This is a genomic window from Pseudarthrobacter sp. NPDC092419 (assembly GCF_044755045.1).
Taxonomy (GTDB): domain Bacteria; phylum Actinomycetota; class Actinomycetes; order Actinomycetales; family Micrococcaceae; genus Arthrobacter.
The window spans coordinates 203,834-227,252 of the sequence record NZ_JBIVQF010000005.1; the positions used below are offsets into that span (position 1 = coordinate 203,834).

The following is a 23,419-nucleotide window of genomic DNA, read 5'->3' on the forward strand; positions in this document are numbered from 1 at the left end:
AGCTTTAGAGCCCTGAGTACGAGTGCAGCCCGTTGAAGAACTGGTTCACGATGGTGAAGTTGAAGATCACGCACAGGTAGCCCACGATCGACAGCCAGGCCGCCCTGGTCCCCGTCCAGCCGCGCGTGGCGCGGGCGTGCAGGTAGCCCGCGTATACCACCCAGATGACGAACGTCCAGACTTCCTTGGTGTCCCAGCCCCAGAACCGGCCCCAGGCCTTCTCGGCCCAGATGGCGCCGAACATCAGCGTGAACGTCCACCCGATGAAGGCGATGGCGTTGATGCGGTAGGAGAGGTTCTCCAGGCTCAGTGCGGAGGGGACCAGGCGCATGAAGCCGAGTTTGTCGGGGCCGCCCGCGGCCACGGTCTTCTGCCGGTGCGCCTGGACCAGCTGCAGTGCGGACATGGCGAATGTCAGCGTGAACAGGGCGGACGAGAGCACCGCGATGGACACGTGGATGATCAGCCAGTAGCTCTGCAGAGCCGGAACGAGGTGTCCCACGGGGGTCCAGTACGCCACGGAGGCGGCTACCAGCATGATGATGCCCAGGCCGACCACGAAGGTGCCCAGGAAGCGCAGGTCGCGGCGGATCAGCACCAGCAGGAAAACGGCGATGGCCACGAACGCGCCGGTGGTAAGGAACTCGTACATGTTGCCCCACGGCACGCGGCCGGCACCGAGCGCCCGGGTGACCACGCCGGCGCCGTGGATGACGGCGCCCAGGATGGTCAGGGCGACGGCGACCCGCGCCGGGGCGCGGCGTTCGCCCGCGTACTTCATATCGGCGTCGGCCATGACCGCCCCGCCCGTCCCGGACGCCTTGGCCGCGGACGACGACGGACGTTCGGCCCGCCCCGCCGGCCCGTCCAGGCGGGACGCGCCTGAGTCCGGGTCACCGGCGGCTGCCGGCTCACCGGACGCGCCGGCGCCCACGACGGCCGGAACCGCCACCTGTCCCCCGGCCTGTGCCGCCTTGAGGTCGATGGCGCGCAGGGCCTTGCTGCTCTTGGCCAGGTCCCAGGCGAAGGCGATGAAGGCAACGGTGTAGGTGCCTGCCGCGAGCAGCATGAAGAGCTCGCTGTACTGGCCCATGGTTTCGTTGATTCCGTACGGCATTAGTGGTCCTTTTCGGGCCCGGCGGGGCTTGCTGGGGTGGGGCTGCCTGCGTCATTATCGCTGGGGCTGCTGGGGGGTTGCTGGGATTGCGGAGCGTCGGAGTCGTTGTCCAGCTGCCATTCGGTGGTCAGGAGCCGGCGGATGGCGGCGGCCTCGCCGGCCAGGCGGTGGTCTTCGCCGCGGGCGAGGAGGCCGTACTCCACCGTGGTGCTGCCGTCGTCGGAGGTTCCGGTGCGTACCCAGGCGCGGCGGCGGTTGATGTACAGCGAGGCGACCAGGCCGGCCACGGCCAGCAGCGCGAAGATCAGCGCATACAGCTGGCCGGGGTTGTGGTGGATGTCCACGCCGATGTACCGCTTCACGCCGTCGAAGCTGATGCTGCCCTTGCCGTCCGGCAGGGTGTAGCTGGTGCCCGGAGCCAGGGTGATGCCGCCGGCGTCCAGGTTGCGGGCGTTGAGCGGTGTCAGGTCCGCCACGTCCAGCTCGAAGACGTTCTGCGGGGCGCCGGCGTCCAGGCCGAGGTCGCCGTAAAACGAGTTCAGGGTCAGCTGCGGGTTGAACAGGTCCGGATCGCCGCTGAAGGACACGCCCTCATCGGTGACGAACGCCGTGGGCAGGAAGAAGCCCACGAAACCCAGTTGGTCGGGCTTCGCGTCCGGGACCTTGATGACCACGGAGGAGTAGTAGTTGTCGCCCTGCAGCTTGGCCACCACGGGCCCCTGCATGGCCACGTTGCCCTCACCATCGCGGATGGTCACCACGGGCGCGTAGCCGTTGCCGGTCAGGTAGATGCTGGTGCCGCCCAGGGTGACCGGATCGTTGACCTTCAGGACTTCCTGCCTGGCAGGGGCGTCCGGGCTTTCCCTGGTGGTCACCGCGGCGGAGAAGTCGATGGGCTGGCCGAACTTCCCCTGCGATTCACGGTCGAACGTGATGTCGAACTTGTCCAGCTGGACCGAGTACGGCTCCAGCTGGCTGGACTGGAAGTTGGTGCCCGGCGTGAACTGGTCGTAACCCACCAGGGTGTTGACGAACGTGTCACCCTCCACCAGGATGCGCTGGCCGCTGTAGCCGAACAGGCCGCCGGCGGCCACGGACACCAGCACGCCGATCAGCGACGTGTGGAACACCAGGTTGCCCACTTCCTTCAGGAAGCCGCGCTCGGCCCCTAAAGATGGCTCCGCGCCGCCGTCGTCCCTCACCTCAACGCGGTAGCCGCGCTTCCTCAGCAGTGCGGCGGCACCGTTGATGGCGTCCGACGCCGGGATCCCGGCGCGTGCGGGAATGGCCAGCGTGCCGTACTCGGGCAGGCGGGAGAGGCGCTTGGGGGTGCGCGGCGGCTGGGAGCGCATGGCCTTGTAATGGGCTATGGCGCGGGGCACCACACAGCCGATCAGCGAGGTGAAGAGCAGCAGGTAGATGGCGGAGAACCAGACAGACGAGTAGACGTCGTACAGCTGCAGCGAATCCAGGATCTTGCCGTAGTCCGGGTTGTCCTTGATGTATTGGGTCACCACGGAGGGGTTGGCGGGCCGCTGCGGGAACAGGGAACCCGGCACGGCGGCCACGGCCAGCAGGAGCAGCAGGAACAGCGCCGTGCGCATGCTGGTCAGCTGGGTCCAGGCCCAGCGGAGCATCTCCCGGGGACCCAGTACCGGCAGGGCGGCCTCGGCCTTCGCGCCGGCGTTGCCGCTGGCCTTGGACTCGGGTTTCGCCTCTGTCACGGCGGATTTCGCTTCTTCGTTCACACGCTCGCTCATCAGATCGGCAACTTCACGTCGGTTTGGAACCAGTACTGCAGCTCGGTGACCCAGGCGCCCCACACGCCGCTGGCCATCAGCAGGCCCAGCAGCACCAGGATGCCGCCGCCGGTGCGCTGGATGGCCACGCGGTGTTCACGGAAGAATGCCATCACGCCCATGCCGCGGCGGAGACCCAGGGCGATCAGGAGGAACGGGATGCCCAGGCCCAGGCTGTAGACGAAGGCGAGGAACGCACCCTTGGCCGCGGAGGACCCGCCCGAGAGACTCAGGAGCTGAACGGCGGAATAGGTGGGGCCGATGCACGGCGCCCAGCCCAAGCCAAAGGTCAGGCCCAGCAGCGGCGCGCCCCACAGCCCCGCCGGCGGCTTGGCATGGATTTTGGCGTCCCGCTGGAGCCAGCCGAAGCCGCCCATGAACACCACGCCCATCACTATGACCAGGATGCCAAGGACCTGCGTGATCCAGGCGTTCTGGCTGCCCGTGATCAGCGTCCCCAGTTGCCCGAACGCGCCGCCCAACAGCACGAAAATGACGGAGAACCCCAGGACGAACAGGCCGATCCCGGCCAGCATCCGGCCGCGCTTCTGCTTCTGGAGGTCAACGCCGCTCAGGCCCGTGACGTAGCCCAGGTATCCGGGAACCAGCGGCAGCACGCAGGGGGACAGGAAAGAGACCAGCCCGGCCAGCAGCGCCACCGGGATGGCCAGCAGCAGCGAACCGTTGAGGATTGCTTCGGCGAATGGACTGTTCACGGCTGGCTACTCTGCCACGGCCGCGGCGATGAGGGCCTTCAGGGTGCCGCGCTCGATCTCGCCAAGCACGCGGGCGGACACGCGGCCCTGCTTATCCAGGACCAGGGTGGTGGGAACAGCTCCGGGCGGGACGATGCCGGAGACGGCCAGCAGCACGCCGCCGTCCTTGTCGTCGAAGCTGGGGTAGGTCAGGCCGAACGTCTTGTCGAACGCTTCGGCGGTGGCCTTCTCATCGCGCAGGTTCACGCCAAAGAACTGGACGCCCTGATCCTTGAACTCCTGGTGCAGGTCTTCAAGGATGGGGGCTTCCACCCGGCAGGGGGCGCAGGCTGCGAACCAGAAGTTCAGCACGGTGACTTTGCCCTGGAAATCCGCGGGGGTGACTGCCGTGCCGTTGAAGAGCGTTCCGGTCACCTGCACCGGGGCCTTGCGGTCCGTCGCAGCGAATTCGGTGACGGAGCCATCTCCGGCCACGTAGTTCTTGTTGTCCCCGGCACGGGCCTGCTTGGCCAGCGCGTCTTCCTGCGCACAGGCGGACAGGCCCAGGGTCAGGGCCGCGAGCGTGAGGCCGCCGGCAGCCAGGATGCTGCGCCGGGAGGCGGCCGGCGCCGAAGGCGCGCGCCCGGTGCCGTGATTGCCGTTGTTCGTCTCGCTCACTACTTACCCTCAGTCATCACGATCAGGCTCCCGGCGTGCTGGCCGCACCGGGAAGAAGGGAGGCTGCCGGCTCGGTGTACTCGACGCGCAGAAGCGAGCCGCCGTCGTCAAACACCAACGAGGTGATGGAGGTCAGCGTGCACTCGCGCTTGCGCGGATCATGCCAGAGGGGCTTGCCCTCAGCGCTGAGCCGGGTAGCCCAGATGGGGAGCTGGTGGCTGACCATGATGGCTTCGGGACCCGCCGCGCCGTAATCGCTGCCGGCCAGGTCGATGGCACGAAGCCGTGCTTCCTGGACCGCGGCCATGACCCGGGCCGCCTGCTCCTTGTACGGTTCACCCCAGGACGGGCGGAGGGGGTTGACGAGGTGGGGCCAGTGCTTGGGCTTGCGCAGCTCGGCCTTGGTGACCTTCAGGCCCTCGAAGTAATTTTCCGCCTCGATGATCCGTCCGTCCGTGTGGATCTCCAGACCCAGCGCCTCCGCCGTGGGGCGGGCGGTCTCCTGCGCCCGGTCCAGCGGGGACGCGGCCAGGTAGGTGATCCGGGCCCCTGCGGCCGCGCGCCGGACGAAGTGTTCCGCGAGCATCTCAGCCATCCGGCGGCCCAGCTCCGAGAGGTGGAATTCGGGCAGCCTGCCATACAGCACGCCGTCAGGATTATGGACCTCGCCATGGCGGAGCAAATGGACAGTGGATTGGGGCATGTTTACCAGTTTCTCAAAGATGGCGTGCGATCCGAAATCTTCTACATCCGGTAGAACCGGAGATTTTCGAAAAAAGTTCCCGCCGGAGGGAACAAAACATGCAAACGCATGTTTATACTAATTGCAGCAGTTAGTTGAGACTTCAACAGATGAAGCGTCAACGGCCAGAACGCACCGCACAACCGCACAGCACTTCCATACAAGGAGCATCATCATGGCACTTCCCGCAGACGTCACCACCGGCACCTGGACACTGGACAAGTCCCACAGCGAGATCGGTTTCACCGTCCGTCACGCAGGCATCAGCAAGGTCCGCGGCCAGTTCACCGAGGCAGCGGCCACCCTTGAGGTCGCCGAGAACGTTGCCGATTCCAAGGTCAACGCCACCATCCAGACCGCCAGCTTCGACTCCGGAGACGTCAACCGCGACGGCCACGTCAAGGGCGAAGATTTCTTCGACGTGGAGAAGTTCCCCGAGATGACCTTCGTCTCCAATGGCCTCGTGGCAAAGGGCAACAGCTACGAGCTCGCCGGCGACCTGACCATCAAGGGCGTTACCCGTCCGGTGGTCCTGGAAACCGAATTCAACGGCGTTGCAGTGGACCCGTTCGGCAATACCCGCGCCGGCGTCTCCGCTGAGACCACCATCAGCCGCAAGGACTTCGGCCTGACCTGGAACGCTGTCCTGGAGACCGGCGGCGTGCTGGTCAGCGACAAGGTTGCCATCAACCTGGAACTGGCCTTCATTGCCCCAGCAGCATAGGCATTAGCTTCCACCACACCCGCGCCCCGGCACCCGGCTCCGGCAGCCCGGCGCCGGGGTGCTGTTTTAAGCCCCGTTGTCCCCACAACGCGCCCGCGCGGGGGTACGGTTGAGCTAAGCCATGCCGGGGGAAGGGCAGGACCGATCCCGGCAGTACCGTTGGAAGCACTTCTGGAAAAGGACCGCCCATGAGCACTCCCCCTGTCCCCCCGCCGCCCGGACCGAACGATCCCCAGCAGGGAAACAGTGCGGGGAACCCGGGCGGTTCAGCGAATCAGCCGCCCCGCTACGGTGAGAATGCGCCGCAATACGGCCAGAACCCGCCCCAGTATGGACAGAATGCGCCGCAGTACGGCCAGAACCCGCCCCCGGCTCCCGGCTACGGTCAGCAGCCGGGCGGCCCGGTACCGTATGGCCAGAACCCGCCACAGTACGGCCAGCCGTCCTATGGCCAGTCCCCCTACGGCCAGCAGCGGTACGGCCAGTCCCCCTACACCCAGTACCCGTCCGAGCAGCCTGGCGGCGGCAAGGGTGAGGTGCCGCAGCTGGTCAACGTGTCCTTCTGGCTGCTGATTGCATCGGGCGCCATCTTTGTCATTTCGCTGCTCATGGGCCTGGGGGACCTGGACAACCCCGTGTTCCGCCAGGAATTTGAACGGCAGCTCGAGGGCAGTGGCAACCAGGTCAGCTACAACGACATCAAGGGCATCATCGCCGGCACCATGGTGGTGTTGGGCATCATTGGGGCGGCGCTGTACTTGCTGGTCGCTGTCTTTGTCCGGAAGGGCAAGAACTGGGCCCGCATCCTGGGAACAGTTCTCGCGGCGTTCTCCGTTCCCGGGCTCTTTGCGGGACTCACCATCGGAACCCTCGGCACGCTGCTGGGCATCGCGGCCATCGTCCTGCTCTACCTGCCTGCCACCGCCCCCTACTTCCGCCGGCAGCCTTTCGCCAACCCATACGGCGGCGGCATGGGCAACCCGTACGGCCGGTAACCACACAGCATCTGCACGCGGCGTCACCCGCGCACAGCAACGGGCGCAGCCCCGGACACAGCCGGAACTAGGCGGTCTGTTCCGGAGCCTGCGCCCGTTGCGCGTGGTACGCCAGGATCTGAAGTTCGGTGGCCATGTCCACCTTGCGGAGGTTGACGCCGTCGGGCACCTGCAGGATGACCGGGGCAAAGCTAAGGATGCTGTGGACTCCGGCCTCGACCACCCGGTCGCAGACGTCCTGGGCGACGGCCGCGGGCAGCGCAAGCACCACCATGTTGGCTCCGGTCCTTTGCAGGACTGGCTCCAGATCCGCCACGTCGCTGACCCGCAGCCAGCCCACCTCATTGCCCACCACCATCTGGTCGGCGTCAAAGATGGCCACTACGTCGAAACCGCGGGATTCGAACCCGCCATACCGGGCCAGGGCCTTGCCCAGGTTGCCGGCACCCACAATCGCCACTTTCCAGTCATGGGTCAGGCCGAGGGCCGCGGCGATGTTGCGGCTGAGGTACTGAACCTCGTAGCCGACGCCCCTCGTCCCGTAGGACCCAACGTGCGATAGGTCCTTACGCAGCGTGGACGAACTCACGCCGGAGACTTCGGCGAGGGATTCAGACGAAACCCGCTCCACGCCGTCGGCCATTAAAGAGTTCAGCGCGCGCAGGTAGATGGTCAGCCGCGCCACGGCGGCTGGGGGAATTTCCTTCCCCGGCGCGCCCGGAAGGTCCGCAACCGGATGCGGAGTGTGGTCCATCGCGGCCATCCCCTCCTTTGTGCTGCGTCGTGACTCCACTCTAGGGCCCCTCCGCCGGTGCCAACAAAGCAGCCGCCATCACGTGAACCGGCTCCCTTACTGCGCCATGGCGCGCTCCAGCACGCGCTGCAGGCGGTTTTCGTCGATCTTCCAGAAGTCGCGCTGGACACCGTCCACCAGCACGACCGGAATCTCCTCGGCGTAGCGGTCCCGCAGTTCCGGGCGCTGGTCCACGGATTCCTCCGTCCAGTCCAGGCCCAGCGAGGCAGTAACGCGTCCGACGGCGTCGCGCGCCTCTTCGCAAAGGTGACACTCGGATTTGGTGATCAGTACGACGCGCGGGGTAACCATGCATTAACGGTAGCCCCGTTCGCGGGGACGCGGTGACGGACGGGCGCGTCCCAGGCCCCGCCCGACAGAATGCCGTCAGAAGAGCGGCGAGAGCCCGTTCCAGCCCGGCCCCACTGGGATCCGGGAAAGGAAGCCGCCGGTGCCGCTGCCGGGGTAGAGCCACAGGACGCCGGTGCCGTCGCGGGCCAGCAAGTCGGGGCGGCGGTCGCCATTAAAGTCACCGGGACTTACGACGGCGGTCATTACGTTCCAGCCACTGCCCACCCGGGCGCGGGGCAGCCAGCCGCCCGCACCGTTCCCGCGGTACAGCCACAGGTAACCCGTCGCGCTTTCCCGCGCCAGGAGATCGGCGGCACCGTCGCCGTTCATGTCCCCCGGGCCGACGATGGCGTTGAAGATATTCCAGCCGCTGCCGACCCTGATCCGGGGCAGCCAGCCTCCGGTGCCGTTCCCGCGGTACAGCCAGAGGTAACCCGTCGCGCGCTCACGGGCGAGGACATCCACCCGCTGGTCGCCGTTGAAGTCACCGGGGCCGACGATGGCGCTGAAGATGTTCCATCCGTTGCCGATGCGGATCCGGGGCAGGAAGCCGCCGGTACCGTTGCCGCGATAGAGCCACAGGTAGCCGGTGGAAGTCTCCCTGGCGATGATGTCCAGTGCGCCGTCCCCGTTGAAGTCCCCGGGTGTCTCGAGCGCATTGAAGATGTTCCAGCCTTTGCCGATCACCACGCCGGGAAGCCGGCCTCCCCGGCCGTTCCCGGGGTACATGCGCAGCTCGCCCGTGGCGGGCAGGCGGGCAAGGATGTCCGTGTTCCAGTCGCCGTTGAAATCACCGGTGGACCCCGAGAGCGTCGATGCCGGGATGGGCAGTGGCGTGAAAGCGTATGGATCACAGGTCAGGTCGTAGTCCCGGGTGTCGTCGTACCACTGTGAAATATAGACGCGTCCTCCGGAGAAACTCGGCTGGCGGCAGCGGTCCAGTGCCTCGCCGGGATAGTCCAGCCGGCCGGCCGTTGCCCACACCGGGACGCCCGGCAGGCGCCAGGAGCCTGTGATGCCGGCCCACCCGGACTCGTAGGAGTAGAGGCCGTATGAGAATTTCGCGTCCCGCAGGGCGCGCATGATGCCTTCGATGATGTACCGGTTATCGCGCTGCTGCGCTGCGCTGGCCGTGGGCCAGGGCTGGGCAGGCCGGGGTTCGACGTCGATCCACACCACCGGCGGCGCGAAGCCCACGCGGGCCAGGCTGTCGATGGCGAACCGGGCTTCGGCGTATCCCACGTTGGAGAGCTGGCCTGCGCGGGTGGCGGCGGACCAGGGCCCCCGCGTCCCGTAGGTGGCGAGCTGGGCAGGCGTGGGGAAAGCCGCCATGGTGTACGCGTGCGCCGGCTTGCCGTTGGTCCTGGCCCAGTCCACCTGGCTCGCCAGGCACGGGTTCTCGGTGAAGGGGAGCCCCTTCGTGAGGCCGATAATAACGAACTGGGACGACGCGGGCGGTAGGGGCAGGCCATAGCCGCCCACCGCCGTCGGGCATTGTGGCCACGAAATATCGTGGCCACTGAGCGATGCAGCCTGCGCCGAAGGCGTGCCGGGGACGGAAGCCAGGAGGAGCGCGAGGAACACGAGCACGGCCGTCAGGGACCGCTTCCCGGACCGCCGCGCGCGGGATTGACTCCCTGAATGACGACCTTCAGCATCCATCGCCGCCGCTCCTTTGCCTCCACCCAGTGTAGGTCCGGGAAGCGGCGGGCCGCCAGCTTCCGGGCCTCCCTAACGTCGGCGGACATAACAACTAGACTCGACACCATGCCCGAGGAGAAATACGTCGCCGTAGTCACCAAGCCGGTTGCGGCGCCGCAGCCCGGCGAGGCGGCGTTCTTCGATGTGGACAACACCCTGATGCGCGGGGCCAGCCTGTTCCACGTGGCCCGCAAGATGCACCAGCGCGGGGCCTTCACGCTGCGGCAGGCGGCCGGGATGGCGTGGAAGCAGTTCATGTTCATGGCCCGCGGGGAAAACATGGATGACGTGCATGCCGTCCGCGATTCGGCTCTCAGCCTGGCGGTGGGCATCAGCGTCGATGACGTCAGGATCCTGGGCGAGGAGGTCTACGACGAGATGATCGCCTCGCGGATCTGGCCGGGCGCCAAGGCCCTCGCCGAACAGCATCTGCGCGTCGGACGCCGGGTATGGCTGGTGACCGCCACCCCCATCGAGGTGGCGACGGTGATCGCCACGCGGCTGGACCTGACCGGAGCGCTGGGCACGGAGGGGGAGATTTCGGAAGGCTTGTACACCGGCCGGCTGGTGGGCGACATCCTTCACGGCTCCGCCAAGGCCGTGGCTGTCCAGGAACTTGCGCACGCCCAAGGCCTGGACCTGAAGCGCTGCTGGGCCTACAGCGATTCCTATAACGACATTCCACTACTGACTCTGGTGGGCCACCCGGTGGCAATCAACCCGGACTCCCGGCTGCGCAGGCATGCCCGCGACAACAACTGGCCCGTCTACGATTTCCGGGCCGGACGGCGTGCCGCAACGCTCGGGCTCAAGGCCGCCACCGTCTGCGGCGCGGTGTACGGACTCTGGAAAGGCTTCGCCCGCATACGCGGCCCCCGCGTCTAAGGTTGGTCCCTCTTCCGTCCTAAGCTTCTTAGCGGATCCGGCCCTTCAAGGCCCGGTTCCGCGAACAAGCCCAGGACCGCGGCAAAAGAAAAGCCCGCCGCCATGAAGGCGACGGGCAGTTCTACGCTGTGCGAAGTATTTACTTCTTGTTGCGGCGCTGGTGACGGGTCTTGCGAAGCAGCTTGCGGTGCTTCTTCTTGGCCATACGCTTGCGACGCTTCTTAATAACTGAACCCACGAAAGTTCCTTACCAAACTAGATGCAGTACCTGTCTGATGGAAATGGTTCGCGGACTGAGCAACGAACTGACAACTGACAGATTCTTACAATGACGTAAAACGTTCCTTAACAGGGTACCGCTTATCCGGAGCGGCTCCTGACAGTCCTGCTCAGGCGGTCTCCGTGTGCCCTTCCACCACGGCACCCTGCAGGTACTGTTCGACGGCGGTTTCCGGTACCCGGTAAGAGCGGCCGAAGCGGACGGCCGGCAGTTCACCGGCGTGGACCAGACGGTAGACCGTCATCTTGGAGACCCGCATGACCTGGGCTACCTCAGCCACGGTCAGGAACTTCGCGTTGGAGAAGTTCTGCTCTGCCGACATTTCCTTGAATTCCTTTGCTGACGGATGGACACAGTGACCCCATGTAATGCCAATGCGGTGTTCTGATGCTGAGCCATCCACCAACCACCTATTTGGACACTCTAGTTGTTCCTGTGGCAGAAGTGAAAGTGCCGGCGGGCACTTTCTCTACGCGGTCCGGCGCTTCCGGGCCGACGCCGCCAGCTGGTCCAGGACGGAAACCGTAACGTCCCATTCCATGCAGGCGTCCGTCACGCTCTGGCCGTACACAAGGTCAGCCTGCCCCGCCGCGTTCTCCGCCACGTCCAGGTTCTGCGCGCCGCCTACCAGGAAGCTCTCCAGCATGACGCCGGCCACCGCCTGGGCCGCCGTTCCGCCGTCCTCCAGCTGCGCCCCGATCTCCAGGGCCACCTCGGCCTGGCGGTGGTGGCTCTTGCCGCTGTTGGCGTGGCTTGCGTCCACGATCAGGCGGGGGTTCAGGTGCTTGGCGGCGAGCTTTTCGGAAGCACGTTCGACGTCGGCTGCCGAGTAGTTCGGTCCCTTGCGGCCGCCGCGGAGGATCACGTGGGTGTCCGGGTTTCCGGCGGTGGCCACCAGGGCGGCCCGGCCGTCGCCGTCGATCCCCAGGAACGACTGGGCTGCGGCGGCGGCACCGCAGGCGTCGATCGCCACCTGGAGGTCGCCGTCGGTGCCGTTCTTGAAGCCGATCGGCATGGACAGCCCGGAGGCAAGCTGGCGGTGGATCTGGCTTTCGGTGGTGCGGGCCCCGATGGCGCCCCACGCGATCAAATCTGCCATGTACTGCGGGCTGATCGGCTCCAGGAATTCGGTGGCGGTGGGCAGGCCCAGTGCGGTGACCTGCTGCAGGAACTGCCGGGCGGTGCGCAGGCCAGTGACCATGTCGTGGCTGCCGTCCAGGCGGGGATCGTTGATCAGGCCCTTCCAGCCCACGGTGGTGCGCGGCTTTTCGAAGTACGTGCGCATGACCACCAGGAGGTCTTCCTTGTGCTTCTCGGCCTGGCTCACCAGCCGGCGGGCGTATTCCAACCCGGCCTGCGGATCGTGGATGGAGCAGGGGCCGACGATGACCAGGAGGCGGTCGTCCACGCCGTCCATGATGGCGCGGACTTCGTCACGTCCGCGTTCGACGACGCCTGCCGCCTTTTCGTCCAGGGGCAGTTCCGCGATGAGGTCCTGGGGCGTGGGGAGGGCGGTGAATTCGCTGACTCGCAGGTTTGATGTGGAGTTCTGGGCTGTTGCGGTGTTCATGTGATGGGGTCCTGTTCCAGATGGGAAGCGGGCCCGGAATTCAGAACCCGCCGGAGAAACGGCGAAGGGCAGAGAGTGATCTCTGCCCTGTTGGCTCTGAAGGTAGTTGGATGCGTGTCAGTTAGACGCGGGCCCCTCCAGAGCCAACGAAAAATACGCATACCAACGGTTAGTCATGGAAAGACGATAACCGCGGCCCACGCCATCGGCAAAAATCACGCCGTAACATTCGGGGGTTGATGTGGTCCGACCACATCACGTACAGTGTGAGGCAGACCACGCCAGCACGCCCAACGAAGGACGCCATGACGCACACGCTCCAGCCCAGCAACCCCGAGGCGACCCCCGCTCCGGAAACCACGGACATTCCCGCAGCGCCGGCACCTGCTGGCGCGCCGGCGTCGTCCGCTGCTTCCGGCTCCAAAGGTCCCGCCGCCAAGGTCCCCGCCGCCCTCAAGCGCCGGATCCCCAAGTACTCGGACCTCGCGCCGCTGATGCAGTTCAAGAAGCCCGAGTTCAGCAAGGACGCCAGGCTCAAGCGCGCCAGCACCATCTGGGAACTCCGGGACATCGCCAAGCGCCGCACGCCGCAGGCACCGTTCGACTACACGGACGGCGCCGCGGAAGGCGAAATCACGCTCCGCCGCGCACGCGAGGCGTTCCTGGACATCGAATTCCGTCCCGGGATCCTGCGGAACGTGTCGACCATCGACCTCAGCACGGAAATCCTCGGCAAGCCGTCGCGCCTTCCCGTAGGAATCGCGCCCACCGGATTCACCCGGATGATGCAGTCTGAGGGCGAGTACGCGGGGTCGCAGGCTGCGGAGGCCGCCGGCATCCCCTACACCCTCTCCACGATGGGCACTGCCTCGATCGAGGACGTCGCCGCGGCCGCGCCGAACGGCCGTAACTGGTTCCAGCTGTACCTCTGGACAGACCGTGACCGTTCCCTGGAACTGATCGAACGGGCCGCCAAGGCCGGAAACGACACGCTCATGGTCACGGTAGATACCGCGGTGGCCGGCGCCCGGCTCCGCGACGTCCGCAACGGCATGACCATCCCGCCGGCACTGACCCTCAAGACCGTCCTGGACGCGTCCTACCGCCCGGCCTGGTGGTTCAACTTCCTGACCCACGAGCCGCTGACCTTCGCTTCCCTGTCCCGCTACACGGGCACGGTGGCGGACCTGATCAACTCGATGTTCGACCCCACGCTTACCTTCGAGGACCTCGACTGGCTCCGTGAAACGTGGAAGGGCAAGCTCGTGGTCAAGGGCATCCAGACCGTCGAGGATGCCCGCCGGGTTGTTGACCATGGCGCGGACGGCGTAATCCTGTCGAACCATGGCGGCCGCCAGCTGGACCGCGCGCCGATTCCGTTCCACCTGCTTCCGGAGGTCAAGGAAGCCTTTACCAGGGACAACACGGACGCGGCGATCATGCTCGACACCGGCATCATGAGCGGTGCTGACATCGTGGCCGCACTGGCACTCGGCGCGGACTTCACGCTGATCGGCCGGGCGTATCTGTACGGGCTGATGGCCGGTGGCCGGGCCGGCGTGGACCGCACCCTGCAGATCCTCGAAAAGGACATGGCCCGCACCATGGCGCTGCTGGGCACGAGCCGGATCTCCGAGCTCACCCCGGATCACGTGCGCCTGCTAGGAAAATAGGCTCGCGGGCTACTTCTTCCGGCCGAACTTGGGGAGGTTCGCCAGCAGGTCCGCTGCCTTCGTGGCGGCGCGGCCTACGCTGCGGCCAATCTGCTGGGGCACGGTGTCGTCACTCAGCGCGGCAGCAGTTCCGCCGGGAATCACGACGGCGGGACTCAGTTCCGCACCGTCCCTCGCCAGGACGCCAGCAGAAACGGCCTCGGCAGCAACCTCGTCCGGCGCACCGGCCGACGATTCAGCAGTGGAACGGGCGGCGGTTCCCGACGACGGACGGCCTGCACCGGGCTTCGCGTGGGTTTCCCGTGCGGCCGGCGCGGTGCGGGCGGCGGCTGCGCTGCCGACGTCGAACGTCTCCAGCCAGTGCGAAATGCCCTCCAGCGGTTCCCGGTTCAGCGCGTAGTAGCGCTTCTGGCCCTGGGCGCGCATGCTCACCAGCTGCGCCTCGCGGAGCACTTTCAGGTGCTTCGAAATCGTGGGCTGGCTTGCCGCAAGCTCCTCCACCAGCTCGCCAACAGCCTTGTCCCCCGCGCGCAGGGCCACCAGGATGTCCCGCCGGGTCGATTCCGCAATGACGGCAAATACGTCGTCTGTCACCATGCCTCCACCCTAGCGACATATACGCCGAAAGGCATCAACTATTTCGCGGGGTGCAGGCGGTAAAACGAGCGGCCCCGGTCAGTCGAACCAGGGATCCAGTCCGTGCAGCGGGAAGACAGCCTTGCGGGTGGCCATCACGGTGCGGTCCACGGCATCGTTCGGGTCGAAACCCACCTCCCAGGACCGCCACCACAGCTCCACGTCGTCGCCCATCAGGGCAGGCGCGGCGGTCCCGAACTTCTCCCCGACGTACTGCCGCCAGTCCTGCGGGACTGGGGTGCGCACCGGCACCGGCCGCGCCGCAGCGATCGCCACCAGATGGCTCCAGGACCTGGGCACCACGTCCAGCACGCTGTATCCGCCCCCGCCGGTCGCGATCCACCTGCCGCCGCAATGGCGTTCCGCGAGGTTCTTCACGGCGGTGGCGGCCTCCCGCTGGCCGTCCACGCTCAGGTTAAGGTGTGTGAGCGGATCATCACGGTGCGAGTCGCAGCCGTGCTGGCTGACGATCACCTCGGGAGCAAAGGCGGCGACCAGCTGCGGCACCACCGCGTAAAACGCGCGCAGCCAGCCGGCGTCGCCCGTTCCCGCGGGAAGGGCGACGTTGACCGCTGTCCCCTCCGCCTGCCCACCGCCGATCTCATTGGCGAATCCGGTGCCGGGAAAGAGGGTCAGGCCGCTCTCGTGCAGCGAAATGGTGAGGACCCGGGGGTCGTCCCAGAAGATGCTTTCCGTCCCGTCGCCGTGGTGCGCATCGACGTCGATATACGCCACGCGCTGGATACCGCCATCGAGCAGCCGCTGGATGGCCAGGGCAGCGTCGTTGTAGATGCAGAAACCGCTGGCGCGTTCACGGGAGGCGTGGTGCATGCCGCCGCCGAAATTGACTGCGTGGACTGCCGACCCGGCCAGGATGCTGGTGGCCGCCAGAAGCGAACCGCCGGCAAGCCGGGCAGCGGCCTCGTGCATGCCGGCGAAGGCGGGGTCGTCCTCGGTGCCCAGGCCCCGTTCCAGGTCAGGTTCTTCCGGGTCGGCGCTGACACGGCGGACCGCGGCCACGAAGTCGGCCGAGTGGACCGTTTCCAGTTCGGGGTCCGAAGCGACGTCCGGAGCCTCCACCGTGACGTGCGCCAGGTCGAAGAGGCCCAGGCTGCGGGCCAGCCGGGCGGTGAGGTCCATGCGTTCCGGTGCCATCGGATGGCCTGGCCCGAAGTTGTAGGCCGTCATGTCCGGGCTCCACACCACCAGGGTCGGCGGCGCGGGCTGGGCGAGGCCGGGGAGGTATGTCATCAATCACAGGCTACCCGAGCACGGCCATCGCACTGCCCGGCCATTACGCGGCATTAGTGGTTTACTACTGAAGGAAGCCGTTTCAACCGAGGAAAGCCACATGACGCAGCGCGAGTCGAGGCCCGCCACCCAGGCAGACTGGCAGCAGGGCTCCGGCGAGCACACGGGGCTCTGGGTCCTGACGCGGCTCCGCGACTTCATCGATACGGTGGCCAACACTTCACCGGCACGCTTGGCCTTGACCGCGTTCGGCTTGGTGGTTCTGCTGTTCACGGGCCTGCTGTCCCTGCCCGCCGCCGCAGCCAACGGCCAGTCCACCCCTCTGCACGATGCAATGTTCACCGCAGTTTCGGCGGTGTGCGTGACCGGGTTGACCGTGGTCACCACCGCCACGCACTGGTCCTTCTTCGGGCAGCTGATCATCCTGATCGCGATTTTCGTGGGCGGCCTGGGCACCCTGACCCTTGCCTCCCTGCTGGCGCTGATGGTCAGCAAGAGGCTGGGTGTGCGCGGCAAGCTGATCGCGGCCCAGTCCATGAACAACGCCGGCCGCCTGGGCGAGGTGGGCACGCTGCTGCGGATCGTCATCACCACCTCGGTTGTCATCGAAGCGACTCTGGCCGTGATCTTGGTGCCCCGATTTCTCATGATCGGCGAGAGCCCCGGCCAGGCGCTCTGGCACGGGGTCTTTTATGCCATCTCCTCGTTCAACAACGCCGGTTTTACTGCCCACGCGGATGGCATCATCCCGTTCGAGAATGACCTGTGGATCCTGGTCCCCATCATGGTGGGCGTGTTCGTGGGCAGCCTGGGCTTTCCCGTGGTCATGGTCCTGCAGCAGAACGGGCTGAACTGGAAACGCTGGAACCTGCACACCAAGCTGACCATCCAGGTTTCGCTGATCCTCTTCCTGGCCGGCGCGCTGTCTTGGGCGGCCATGGAGTGGGAGAACGGCTCCACCATCGGCGGGATGGGAACCGGCGACAAAGTCATGCACTCGTTGTTCGCGTCCATCCAGATGCGCTCCGGCGGCTTCAACCTGGTGGACCAGAACCAGATGGAATCCACCACCATGCTGCTGACGGACGCGCTCATGTTCGCCGGCGGCGGCTCGGCGTCGACGGCCGGCGGCATCAAGGTAACCACCATCGCCATCATGTTCCTGGCCATCATGGCGGAGGCCCGGGGCGACACCGACGTCAAGATCTACGGCAGGACCATCCCGGAGGGCGCCATGCGCGTTGCCATCTCGGTGATCGTGGCCGGCGCAACACTCGTTTCCCTGGGAGCTTTCCTCCTGCTCCACATCAGCGGGGAATCACTGGACCGGGTACTCTTTGAAACAATTTCCGCCTTCGCCACCTGCGGCCTCAGCACCAACCTGAGCGCCGAGGTGGCGCCTGCGGGCAAGTATGTCCTGACGGCCCTGATGTTCGCCGGCCGCGTCGGTACCGTCACCCTCGCCGCCGCGCTGGCCCTGCGCCAGCGCAGCCAGCTGTACCACTACCCCGAAGAGAGGCCCATCATTGGCTAGTTCCTCAGACGCTCCCCGGCGCCCTGCCCATAACGCCCCGGTGCTGGTCATCGGGCTGGGCCGGTTCGGTTCCTCCACCGCGGAACAGCTGGTCAAGCAGGGCCGAGAGGTCCTGGCCATCGAACGCGACCGGTCCCTGGTCCAGAAATGGGCACCCTTGCTGACGCACGTGGTGGAAGCCGATGCCACGAATATCGACGCCCTCCGCCAGCTCGGGGCGCAGGAGTTCAGCTCCGCCGTCGTGGGCGTTGGGACGTCCATCGAATCCTCGGTGCTCATCACCGTCAACCTGGTGGACCTGGGCATCGAGCACCTGTGGGTGAAAGCGATCACCCCCTCGCATGGCAAGATCCTCACCCGAATCGGTGCCAACCACGTCATTTACCCGGAGGCGGACGCCGGCGTGCGCGCGGCCCACCTGGTATCCGGCCGAATGCTGGACTTCATCGAGTTCGACGACGACTTTGCGATCGTCAAGATGTACCCGCCGCGCGAGACCGTGGGCTTCACGCTGGACGAATCCAAGGTGCGCTCCAAGTACGGCGTGACGATTGTTGGCGTGAAGTCCCCGGGCGAGGACTTCACCTACGCCCGGCCGGAGACCAAGGTGTCCTCGCGCGACATGCTGATCGTCTCCGGCCACGTGGACCTGCTGGAGCGTTTCGCCGCCCGCCCCTAGTCCCTCAGCGCACCCGTGGTTCCCAAAATCAGCCCAGTTGGCGGGTGATCTGCGCCGCCCGGTCCGCCGCGGCCCGCGCACCGGCGGCGATGATGGCGGGGATGCCCTGCTCGTCGAACGTGGCGATGGCCCGTTCGGTGGTTCCGTTGGGGCTGGTTACGGCCTTGCGGAGCGCCGCCGGGTCCGCGCCGGGCTCGGCCAGCATGAAGCCTGCGCCGGCCACGGTTTCGCGGGCCAGCAGCAGGGAAAGTTCGGCGTCAAGCCCCAGTTCGACGCCCGCGGCGGCCATGGCTTCCGCCAGGTAGAACGCGTAGGCCGGGCCGGAGCCGCTGATGGCCGACAGCGCATCCACCTGCCCTTCGGGTACCTCCACCACGGTGCCTGCCCCCTTGAGGATCTCCTTCACCTTCTGCAGCTGCTCGGGGCTGCAATTGGTTCCCGGTGATACCGACACCACGCCGCGGCCCAGCTTCGCGGGCGTGTTGGGCATCGAGCGGATCACAGGCTGGCCGGCGGGCAGCGCCGCCTCAAGCTGCGCAATGGAGACGGCGGCGGCGACGCTGACCACCACGGTGTCCGGGGAGAGGGAGCTACTGATCTCGCGGGCCAGGTCTACGATTCCCACGGGTTTGACACCAAGCACGACGACGGCGGATCCCTTGGTGGCCTGTCTGTTGTTGTCGGGTTCCTCCTCACCGGCGATGGCGGTGATTCCGTGGTGGCGCTCGGCCAGTTCCGCGGCGCGCTCGGCCCGCCGGACGGTGGCCACAATATCCGCCGGGTCCGTGCCGGCTTCCACCAGCCCCGCCAGGATGGCTTCGTTCATGGACCCACAGCCAAGGAATGCGATTCGGTTGCTCATGGCTCCATCATTGCAGTTCGGCGTTAACGGTGCAGGTCTTACAGGCGACAAAGCGATTCACAGGTCGCTCCCATGTTGGACGCAGGCTGCTCACAAGTTGGGGTCCTAGCGTAGTAACTACCTCATTGAGGGTGCGAGTGATGCGGCAGGCATGGGGATGTCTGCCGGGGCACCGGAGGTCCCTGCCGGGTTTTCCCCCATTTTCCCGGCTCCGGACCCCGGTGCTCCCGCATTTAACCCACGGTGCACGATGCGCCAGCTAGACGCGGGCAACCACGTGCGGCGCCGGCTCCAGCGGCCCGGCAAATACCAGCTGGTCCAGGCGGCGCAGGATCAGGCCCTCCCGCAGCGCCCAGGGGCAGATCCTCAGCTTCTTGAACTCGAAAAGCTCCAGCGCGGCCTCCGCTACGAGCGCACCGGCCAGCAGTTGGCGGGCCCGGGCCTCCGAAACGCCGGGAAGGTGCAGCCGGTCCTCAGATTTCATGGCGGAGATGCGCTGTGCCCACACCCCCAGGTCCGTAGCCCGTAGCTCGCGCTTGACGTAAGGCCCGGCTGCGCTGGGAGCCGCCCCGGCGATCCGTGCCAGCGAGCGGAAGGTCTTCGAGGTCCCTGCCACCACATTGGCCCGGCCCAGCCCGTCAAACTCACGGACGGCGGGCTTGAGCGTGTCGCGGATATAGCGCCGCAGGTCCTTGACGCTCTTGGCCGTGGGCGGGTCCTCGGCCAGCCAATCCCGTGTCAGGCGGCTGGCTCCCAGCGGCACGGACGTGGCCACCTCCGGCAACTCGTCCTGGCCGAAGGCCATTTCGAAAGACCCGCCGCCGATATCCAGGTTCAGGATAGGTCCGGCGCCCCAGCCGTGCCAGCGCCGGACCGCAAAGAAGGTCATGGACGCCTCTTCGCTGCCGGTCAGTTCCTGGAGGGTGACCGTGGTTTCATGTTTCACCCGGGCCAGGACCTCCGGACCGTTGGTGGCCTCCCGGATCGCGGACGTACAGAACGCCAGCAGGTCTTCTGCCTTGTGCCTCGCCGCGAATTCCCACGCCTCCAGCACGAATTCGGTGAGTTCGTGCTGGCCGGCGTCGTTGATGCTGCCGTCCGGCTCCAGGTACTGGACCAGGGACAGCGGCCGTTTGTGCGAGGCGAACGGCACCGGGCGCGCGCCCGGGTGGGCGTCCACCAGCAGGAGATGGACAGTATTGGACCCGATATCGAGGACGCCTAGCCGCATGGAGCCATTATTGCTCGTCGGCCCGCTTGAAGTCGCGCTTGATGTTGGCAACGCCTTCGGGATTGATTTCGAAGCCGTAGGCCGCGCCCGGGTTTATCACCATGCCCAGTTCGTCGCCGATGTTGGCGATGATGGCGGCGCCCTGGGTGCCCAGCACGTTCGGGGCCGCCTCGAGGTACTGGGCGTCCACGCGGCTGGGGTGGGAGAAGACGGCAAGGACGGGGTCGCCGTCGGCGTTGGCAAGAACCAGGGGCTCCACCTGGGAGTCCTCGCCCTCGATCCCGTCCGGGCTGACGATGTAGACCTCGTTGTTCAGGAACGAGAGGATCACATCCACAGGGCTGGCATCGGGCTGTCCGCCCTTGGCGAGCTTCTCCTCGAGGTCGTTCAGCGGAGTGGTGTCGGCAATGCCGGGCTGTTCAGTCATATACCTACCTGATCATGCACCGCCCGGCACCGCAAACGCCCTACTTCTTCGCGGCTGCCTTCTTCTTGGCCGGAGCCTTGCGGGTGGCGGTCCGCTTGACCGGGCCCTTGGCGCGCTTCTCCGCGAGGAGCTCCACTGCCTGTTCGCGGGTGAGTTCCTCCAGGGACGTGGACCTCGGCACAGTGATGTTGGTGATCCCGTCGGTAATATACGGCCCGAACCGGCCTTCCTTCACCACGATGTTCTTCTCCGACACCGGATCCGGGCCGAACTCGGCCAGCGGGGGCACAGCTGCGCGCGCACCGCGCTGCTTGGGCTGCGAGTAGATCTCCAGGGCCTGTTCCAGCGTGATGGTGAAAATCTCCTCTTCGGACCCGATGGACCGGGAGTCCGTGCCCTTCTTCAGGTACGGACCGAAGCGCCCGTTCTGGACCGTGATGGGGTTGCCCTCCCCGTCCTGGCCGAGCACGCGCGGCAGGCTCATGAGCTGCAGCGCCTCGTCCAGCGTGACCGAGTCCACGGTCATGGACTTGAAGAGCGAACCTGTGCGCGGCTTGGCTTTGACCGGTTTCTTGGGCGGCTTCGGCTTGCCGTTCTTGTAGTACTCCACCGGCTGGTTGGCGATCTCTTCCTCGGTCATCTCGGGAATGACCTCGGTGACGTAAGCGCCGTACCGGCCGTTCTTGGCCACCACCGTGTGGCCGGTGTGCGGATCGGCGCCCAGCACGCGTTCGTCCGGCGCCGCCGTCTCCATCAGCTCGACGGCCTTCTCGGCAGTGAGCTCATCCGGAGCCAGGTCCTCGGGCACGTTGGCCCGGGCGTTCTCCACCACCTCGCCGGTCTTGGCGTCAACGGTGGGCACGGTGCTCTCCAGGTAGGGGCCGAACTTGCCCACGCGGAGCGTGATACCGTCCGTGATCGGCACCGAGTTGATCTCCCGCGCGTCGATCTCGCCCAGGTTGTTCACGATGCTCAGCAGGCCGGGGTCAGAGTCTTCACCGAAGTAGAAGTGCTTCAGCCAGGCGGCGCCCACCTCCTGGCCGTTAGCGATCTTGTCCAGGTCGCCTTCCATGTCAGCCGTGAACTCGTAGTCCACGTAGTCGTGGAAGTGCTGTTCCAGCAGGCGGACCACGGAGAAAGCGATCCAGCTGGGCACCAGCGCGGAACCCTGCTTCCGGACGTAGCCGCGGTCCTGGATTGTGGAAATGGTGGACGCGTACGTGGACGGGCGCCCGATGCCCTTCTTTTCCAGTTCGGCGGTCAGCGACGCTTCCGTGTACCGCGGCGGCGGGGAGGTCTCGTGCCCGACGGCGACAATGTCCGAAGCCGTCAGGGCGTCACCCTTGGCAACGTTGGGCAAACGGCGGGCCTCATCCGAGTCGTCGTCGCCGCGGGTCTCGTCCTTGCCCTCTTCATAGGCGGCCAGGAAGCCGGGGAAGGTGATCACGGTGCCGGACGCGGAGAACTCGGCGTCCCGGCCGTCGGCGGCAACGGCGCCCAGGCGGATGGTGGCCGTCGAGCCCTTGGCATCCGCCATCTGGGACGCGACCGTGCGCTTCCAAATCAGTTCGTAGAGGCGGAACTCATCGCCCGACAGCTGCGACGCCACCTGGGCCGGAGTGCGGAAGGAGTCACCGGCGGGACGGATGGCCTCGTGGGCTTCCTGCGCGTTCGCGGCCTTGTTGGAATAGACCCGGGGCGACCCCGGGACGTACTCGGGGCCGTACAGTTCCGAAGCCTGCCGGCGGGCAGCTGTCAGGGCCTCATCGCTCAGTGCCGAAGAGTCCGTACGCATATAGGTGATGTAGCCGTTTTCATACAGCCGCTGGGCGATCTGCATGGTGCTCTTCGAGGAGAACCGCAGCTTGCGGCCGGCTTCCTGCTGCAGCGTGGACGTGGTGAACGGTGCAGCCGGCCGGCGGGTGTACGGCTTGGTGTCAACGGAGCGGACCGCGAAGGAGGCCTCCTGCAGCCCTGCCGCCAGCGACGCAGCGAGTTCCTCATTAAGGTGCGCCACGTTGCGCGAGGTCAGTTCGCCGTCGTCGTTGAAATCGCGGCCGGTGGCGACCTTGGCGCCGTCCACCGCGGCAAGTTTGGCCTTGAACGAGGCCGAACCCGCGCCGAACTGCCCGGTCAGGTCCCAGTAAGACGCCGCCTTGAACGCCATGCGCTCGCGTTCGCGGTCCACCACCATGCGGGTGACCACGGACTGCACGCGGCCGGCGGAGAGGCCACGGGCGACCTTGCGCCACAGGACCGGAGAAATTTCGTACCCGTAAAGACGGTCCAGCACACGGCGGGTCTCCTGCGCATCCACCAGGGCTGAATCGACGTCGCGCAGGTTGCCCATGGCGCGCTGGATGGCTTCCTTGGTGATTTCACCGAACGTCATCCGGTACACCGGGACCTTGGGCTTGAGCACTTCGAGCAGGTGCCACGCGATGGCCTCGCCCTCGCGGTCCCCATCGGTTGCGAGGTAGAGTTCGTCGGCGTCTTTGAGCGCCGCTTTGAGTTCGGTGACCTTTTTCTTCTTGTCCGGCGAGACCACGTAGTAGGGCTTGAAGCCGTTTTCAATGTCGACGGCGAACTTGCCCACCGGGGTCTTCTTCAGTTCCGCAGGCAGCTCGGACGGCTGGGGCAGGTCACGGATGTGACCGATGGAGGCCTCCACAATGAAACCCTCGCCGAGGTACTTGGCGATGGTCTTGCTCTTGGCCGGAGACTCCACGATCACGAGTTTCTTGCCGGTTTTGGCCTTGCTTGGCACGGTGCTCCTACGGAAAAGGGTTGCTCGGG

23 protein-coding genes are annotated in these 23,419 nt (G+C 66.5%); 6 read left to right on the forward strand and 17 right to left on the reverse strand.

Annotated features, from left to right (window positions below):
• Positions 1-4: 4 nt before the first annotated feature.
• The 5 genes from ccsB to ACIQC0_RS10520 form a co-directional block, all read right to left on the reverse strand.
• Positions 5-1,117: a c-type cytochrome biogenesis protein CcsB gene (gene ccsB / locus ACIQC0_RS10500; RefSeq protein WP_400534767.1), complete on the reverse strand. Its 1,113-nt coding sequence runs from the start codon at positions 1,115-1,117 to the stop codon at positions 5-7.
• Positions 1,117-2,877, reverse strand: coding sequence for a cytochrome c biogenesis protein ResB (locus ACIQC0_RS10505; protein ID WP_400534769.1), 1,761 nt, complete (start codon positions 2,875-2,877; stop codon positions 1,117-1,119). Before ACIQC0_RS10505 ends, ccsB begins: the two co-directional genes overlap by 1 nt.
• Positions 2,877-3,632, reverse strand: coding sequence for a cytochrome c biogenesis CcdA family protein (locus tag ACIQC0_RS10510; RefSeq protein WP_377214394.1), 756 nt, complete (start codon positions 3,630-3,632; stop codon positions 2,877-2,879). Before ACIQC0_RS10510 ends, ACIQC0_RS10505 begins: the two co-directional genes overlap by 1 nt.
• A 6-nt stretch (positions 3,633-3,638) precedes the next feature.
• Positions 3,639-4,217, reverse strand: coding sequence for a TlpA family protein disulfide reductase (locus tag ACIQC0_RS10515; RefSeq protein WP_400534837.1), 579 nt, complete (start codon positions 4,215-4,217; stop codon positions 3,639-3,641).
• A 94-nt stretch (positions 4,218-4,311) separates the two neighbouring features.
• A complete protein-coding gene (locus ACIQC0_RS10520; RefSeq protein WP_377214393.1) occupies positions 4,312-4,992 on the reverse strand; it encodes a histidine phosphatase family protein in 681 nt (226 codons plus the stop codon).
• Positions 4,993-5,206: 214 nt separating this feature from the next.
• On the opposite strand from ACIQC0_RS10520, the gene ACIQC0_RS10525 reads away from it, so the two are divergent.
• Together ACIQC0_RS10525 and ACIQC0_RS10530 are read left to right on the forward strand one after the other, a co-directional pair.
• Positions 5,207-5,755, forward strand: a complete 549-nt coding sequence (locus tag ACIQC0_RS10525; RefSeq protein WP_400534772.1) for a YceI family protein — start codon at positions 5,207-5,209, stop codon at positions 5,753-5,755.
• 188 nt (positions 5,756-5,943) lie between these two features.
• The gene (locus ACIQC0_RS10530) at positions 5,944-6,750 is read left to right on the forward strand and encodes a hypothetical protein (protein ID WP_400534774.1); all 807 of its coding nucleotides are present in this window, start codon (positions 5,944-5,946) and stop codon (positions 6,748-6,750) included.
• Between the two features lie 67 nt (positions 6,751-6,817).
• On the opposite strand, the gene ACIQC0_RS10535 is transcribed toward ACIQC0_RS10530, so the two are convergent.
• The 3 genes from ACIQC0_RS10535 to ACIQC0_RS10545 form a co-directional block, all read right to left on the reverse strand.
• Positions 6,818-7,513 (reverse strand): redox-sensing transcriptional repressor Rex, encoded by a 696-nt coding sequence (locus ACIQC0_RS10535; RefSeq protein ID WP_377214390.1) that lies wholly within the window; start codon positions 7,511-7,513, stop codon positions 6,818-6,820.
• Positions 7,514-7,600: 87 nt separating this feature from the next.
• On the reverse strand, positions 7,601-7,855 hold the full coding sequence (locus ACIQC0_RS10540; protein ID WP_377214389.1) for a glutaredoxin family protein: 255 nt from the start codon (positions 7,853-7,855) through the stop codon (positions 7,601-7,603).
• A 75-nt stretch (positions 7,856-7,930) separates the two neighbouring features.
• Complete coding sequence (locus ACIQC0_RS10545; protein WP_400534776.1) at positions 7,931-9,556, reverse strand: FG-GAP-like repeat-containing protein; 1,626 nt, start codon at positions 9,554-9,556, stop codon at positions 7,931-7,933.
• A 105-nt stretch (positions 9,557-9,661) separates the two neighbouring features.
• Between ACIQC0_RS10545 and ACIQC0_RS10550 the strand changes: the two genes are divergently transcribed.
• Positions 9,662-10,480: an HAD family hydrolase gene (locus tag ACIQC0_RS10550; protein WP_400534778.1), complete on the forward strand. Its 819-nt coding sequence runs from the start codon at positions 9,662-9,664 to the stop codon at positions 10,478-10,480.
• Positions 10,481-10,619: 139 nt separating this feature from the next.
• Here the strand turns inward: ACIQC0_RS10550 and ACIQC0_RS10555 are convergent, their stop codons facing one another.
• The 3 genes from ACIQC0_RS10555 to ACIQC0_RS10565 form a co-directional block, all read right to left on the reverse strand.
• On the reverse strand, positions 10,620-10,718 hold the full coding sequence (locus ACIQC0_RS10555; RefSeq protein ID WP_003792170.1) for a 30S ribosomal protein bS22: 99 nt from the start codon (positions 10,716-10,718) through the stop codon (positions 10,620-10,622).
• A gap of 151 nt (positions 10,719-10,869) precedes the next feature.
• On the reverse strand, positions 10,870-11,082 hold the full coding sequence (locus tag ACIQC0_RS10560; RefSeq protein WP_377214386.1) for a helix-turn-helix domain-containing protein: 213 nt from the start codon (positions 11,080-11,082) through the stop codon (positions 10,870-10,872).
• A 147-nt stretch (positions 11,083-11,229) separates the two neighbouring features.
• Complete coding sequence (locus ACIQC0_RS10565; protein WP_400534780.1) at positions 11,230-12,330, reverse strand: 3-deoxy-7-phosphoheptulonate synthase; 1,101 nt, start codon at positions 12,328-12,330, stop codon at positions 11,230-11,232.
• A gap of 305 nt (positions 12,331-12,635) precedes the next feature.
• Between ACIQC0_RS10565 and ACIQC0_RS10570 the strand changes: the two genes are divergently transcribed.
• Positions 12,636-14,003: an alpha-hydroxy-acid oxidizing protein gene (locus tag ACIQC0_RS10570; RefSeq protein ID WP_400534782.1), complete on the forward strand. Its 1,368-nt coding sequence runs from the start codon at positions 12,636-12,638 to the stop codon at positions 14,001-14,003.
• Between the two features lie 9 nt (positions 14,004-14,012).
• Here the strand turns inward: ACIQC0_RS10570 and ACIQC0_RS10575 are convergent, their stop codons facing one another.
• Both ACIQC0_RS10575 and ACIQC0_RS10580 read right to left on the reverse strand, forming a co-directional pair.
• The gene (locus tag ACIQC0_RS10575) at positions 14,013-14,600 is read right to left on the reverse strand and encodes an ArsR/SmtB family transcription factor (RefSeq protein ID WP_377214383.1); all 588 of its coding nucleotides are present in this window, start codon (positions 14,598-14,600) and stop codon (positions 14,013-14,015) included.
• A gap of 78 nt (positions 14,601-14,678) precedes the next feature.
• Positions 14,679-15,890: an acetoin utilization protein AcuC gene (locus tag ACIQC0_RS10580; RefSeq protein WP_400534784.1), complete on the reverse strand. Its 1,212-nt coding sequence runs from the start codon at positions 15,888-15,890 to the stop codon at positions 14,679-14,681.
• 100 nt (positions 15,891-15,990) lie between these two features.
• Between ACIQC0_RS10580 and ACIQC0_RS10585 the strand changes: the two genes are divergently transcribed.
• On the forward strand, positions 15,991-17,424 hold the full coding sequence (locus ACIQC0_RS10585; protein ID WP_377214381.1) for a TrkH family potassium uptake protein: 1,434 nt from the start codon (positions 15,991-15,993) through the stop codon (positions 17,422-17,424).
• A gap of 40 nt (positions 17,425-17,464) precedes the next feature.
• Entirely contained in the window at positions 17,465-18,103 is a 639-nt protein-coding gene (locus ACIQC0_RS10590) for a TrkA family potassium uptake protein (RefSeq protein WP_171059109.1), read from the forward strand.
• A 28-nt stretch (positions 18,104-18,131) separates the two neighbouring features.
• On the opposite strand, the gene proC is transcribed toward ACIQC0_RS10590, so the two are convergent.
• The 4 genes from proC to topA form a co-directional block, all read right to left on the reverse strand.
• Positions 18,132-18,965, reverse strand: coding sequence for a pyrroline-5-carboxylate reductase (gene proC / locus ACIQC0_RS10595; RefSeq protein ID WP_400534787.1), 834 nt, complete (start codon positions 18,963-18,965; stop codon positions 18,132-18,134).
• A 259-nt stretch (positions 18,966-19,224) separates the two neighbouring features.
• Positions 19,225-20,196: a Ppx/GppA phosphatase family protein gene (locus tag ACIQC0_RS10600; RefSeq protein WP_377214378.1), complete on the reverse strand. Its 972-nt coding sequence runs from the start codon at positions 20,194-20,196 to the stop codon at positions 19,225-19,227.
• Between the two features lie 7 nt (positions 20,197-20,203).
• Positions 20,204-20,623: an SseB family protein gene (locus ACIQC0_RS10605; protein ID WP_377214377.1), complete on the reverse strand. Its 420-nt coding sequence runs from the start codon at positions 20,621-20,623 to the stop codon at positions 20,204-20,206.
• 40 nt (positions 20,624-20,663) lie between these two features.
• Positions 20,664-23,390 (reverse strand): type I DNA topoisomerase, encoded by a 2,727-nt coding sequence (gene topA / locus ACIQC0_RS10610; RefSeq protein ID WP_400534790.1) that lies wholly within the window; start codon positions 23,388-23,390, stop codon positions 20,664-20,666.
• Between the last annotated feature and the right edge of the window lie 29 nt (positions 23,391-23,419).

Excerpts from the sequence above, each read along its gene's own strand:
- ACIQC0_RS10520 (WP_377214393.1), bottom strand. The coding sequence starts at position 4,992 with ATGCCCCAATCCACTGTCCATTTGCTCCGCCATGGCGAGGTCCATAAT.
- ACIQC0_RS10575 (WP_377214383.1), bottom strand. The coding sequence starts at position 14,600 with ATGGTGACAGACGACGTATTTGCCGTCATTGCGGAATCGACCCGGCGG.
- ACIQC0_RS10530 (WP_400534774.1), top strand. The coding sequence starts at position 5,944 with ATGAGCACTCCCCCTGTCCCCCCGCCGCCCGGACCGAACGATCCCCAG.
- proC (WP_400534787.1), bottom strand. The coding sequence starts at position 18,965 with ATGAGCAACCGAATCGCATTCCTTGGCTGTGGGTCCATGAACGAAGCC.
- ACIQC0_RS10525 (WP_400534772.1), top strand. The coding sequence starts at position 5,207 with ATGGCACTTCCCGCAGACGTCACCACCGGCACCTGGACACTGGACAAG.
- ACIQC0_RS10540 (WP_377214389.1), bottom strand. The coding sequence starts at position 7,855 with ATGGTTACCCCGCGCGTCGTACTGATCACCAAATCCGAGTGTCACCTT.
- ACIQC0_RS10600 (WP_377214378.1), bottom strand. The coding sequence starts at position 20,196 with ATGCGGCTAGGCGTCCTCGATATCGGGTCCAATACTGTCCATCTCCTG.
- ACIQC0_RS10580 (WP_400534784.1), bottom strand. The coding sequence starts at position 15,890 with ATGACATACCTCCCCGGCCTCGCCCAGCCCGCGCCGCCGACCCTGGTG.
- ACIQC0_RS10550 (WP_400534778.1), top strand. The coding sequence starts at position 9,662 with ATGCCCGAGGAGAAATACGTCGCCGTAGTCACCAAGCCGGTTGCGGCG.
- ACIQC0_RS10565 (WP_400534780.1), bottom strand. The coding sequence starts at position 12,330 with ATGAACACCGCAACAGCCCAGAACTCCACATCAAACCTGCGAGTCAGC.
- ACIQC0_RS10560 (WP_377214386.1), bottom strand. The coding sequence starts at position 11,082 with ATGTCGGCAGAGCAGAACTTCTCCAACGCGAAGTTCCTGACCGTGGCT.
- ACIQC0_RS10605 (WP_377214377.1), bottom strand. The coding sequence starts at position 20,623 with ATGACTGAACAGCCCGGCATTGCCGACACCACTCCGCTGAACGACCTC.
- ACIQC0_RS10535 (WP_377214390.1), bottom strand. The coding sequence starts at position 7,513 with ATGGCCGCGATGGACCACACTCCGCATCCGGTTGCGGACCTTCCGGGC.
- ccsB (WP_400534767.1), bottom strand. The coding sequence starts at position 1,117 with ATGCCGTACGGAATCAACGAAACCATGGGCCAGTACAGCGAGCTCTTC.
- ACIQC0_RS10505 (WP_400534769.1), bottom strand. The coding sequence starts at position 2,877 with ATGAGCGAGCGTGTGAACGAAGAAGCGAAATCCGCCGTGACAGAGGCG.
- ACIQC0_RS10545 (WP_400534776.1), bottom strand. The coding sequence starts at position 9,556 with ATGGATGCTGAAGGTCGTCATTCAGGGAGTCAATCCCGCGCGCGGCGG.
- ACIQC0_RS10570 (WP_400534782.1), top strand. The coding sequence starts at position 12,636 with ATGACGCACACGCTCCAGCCCAGCAACCCCGAGGCGACCCCCGCTCCG.
- ACIQC0_RS10585 (WP_377214381.1), top strand. The coding sequence starts at position 15,991 with ATGACGCAGCGCGAGTCGAGGCCCGCCACCCAGGCAGACTGGCAGCAG.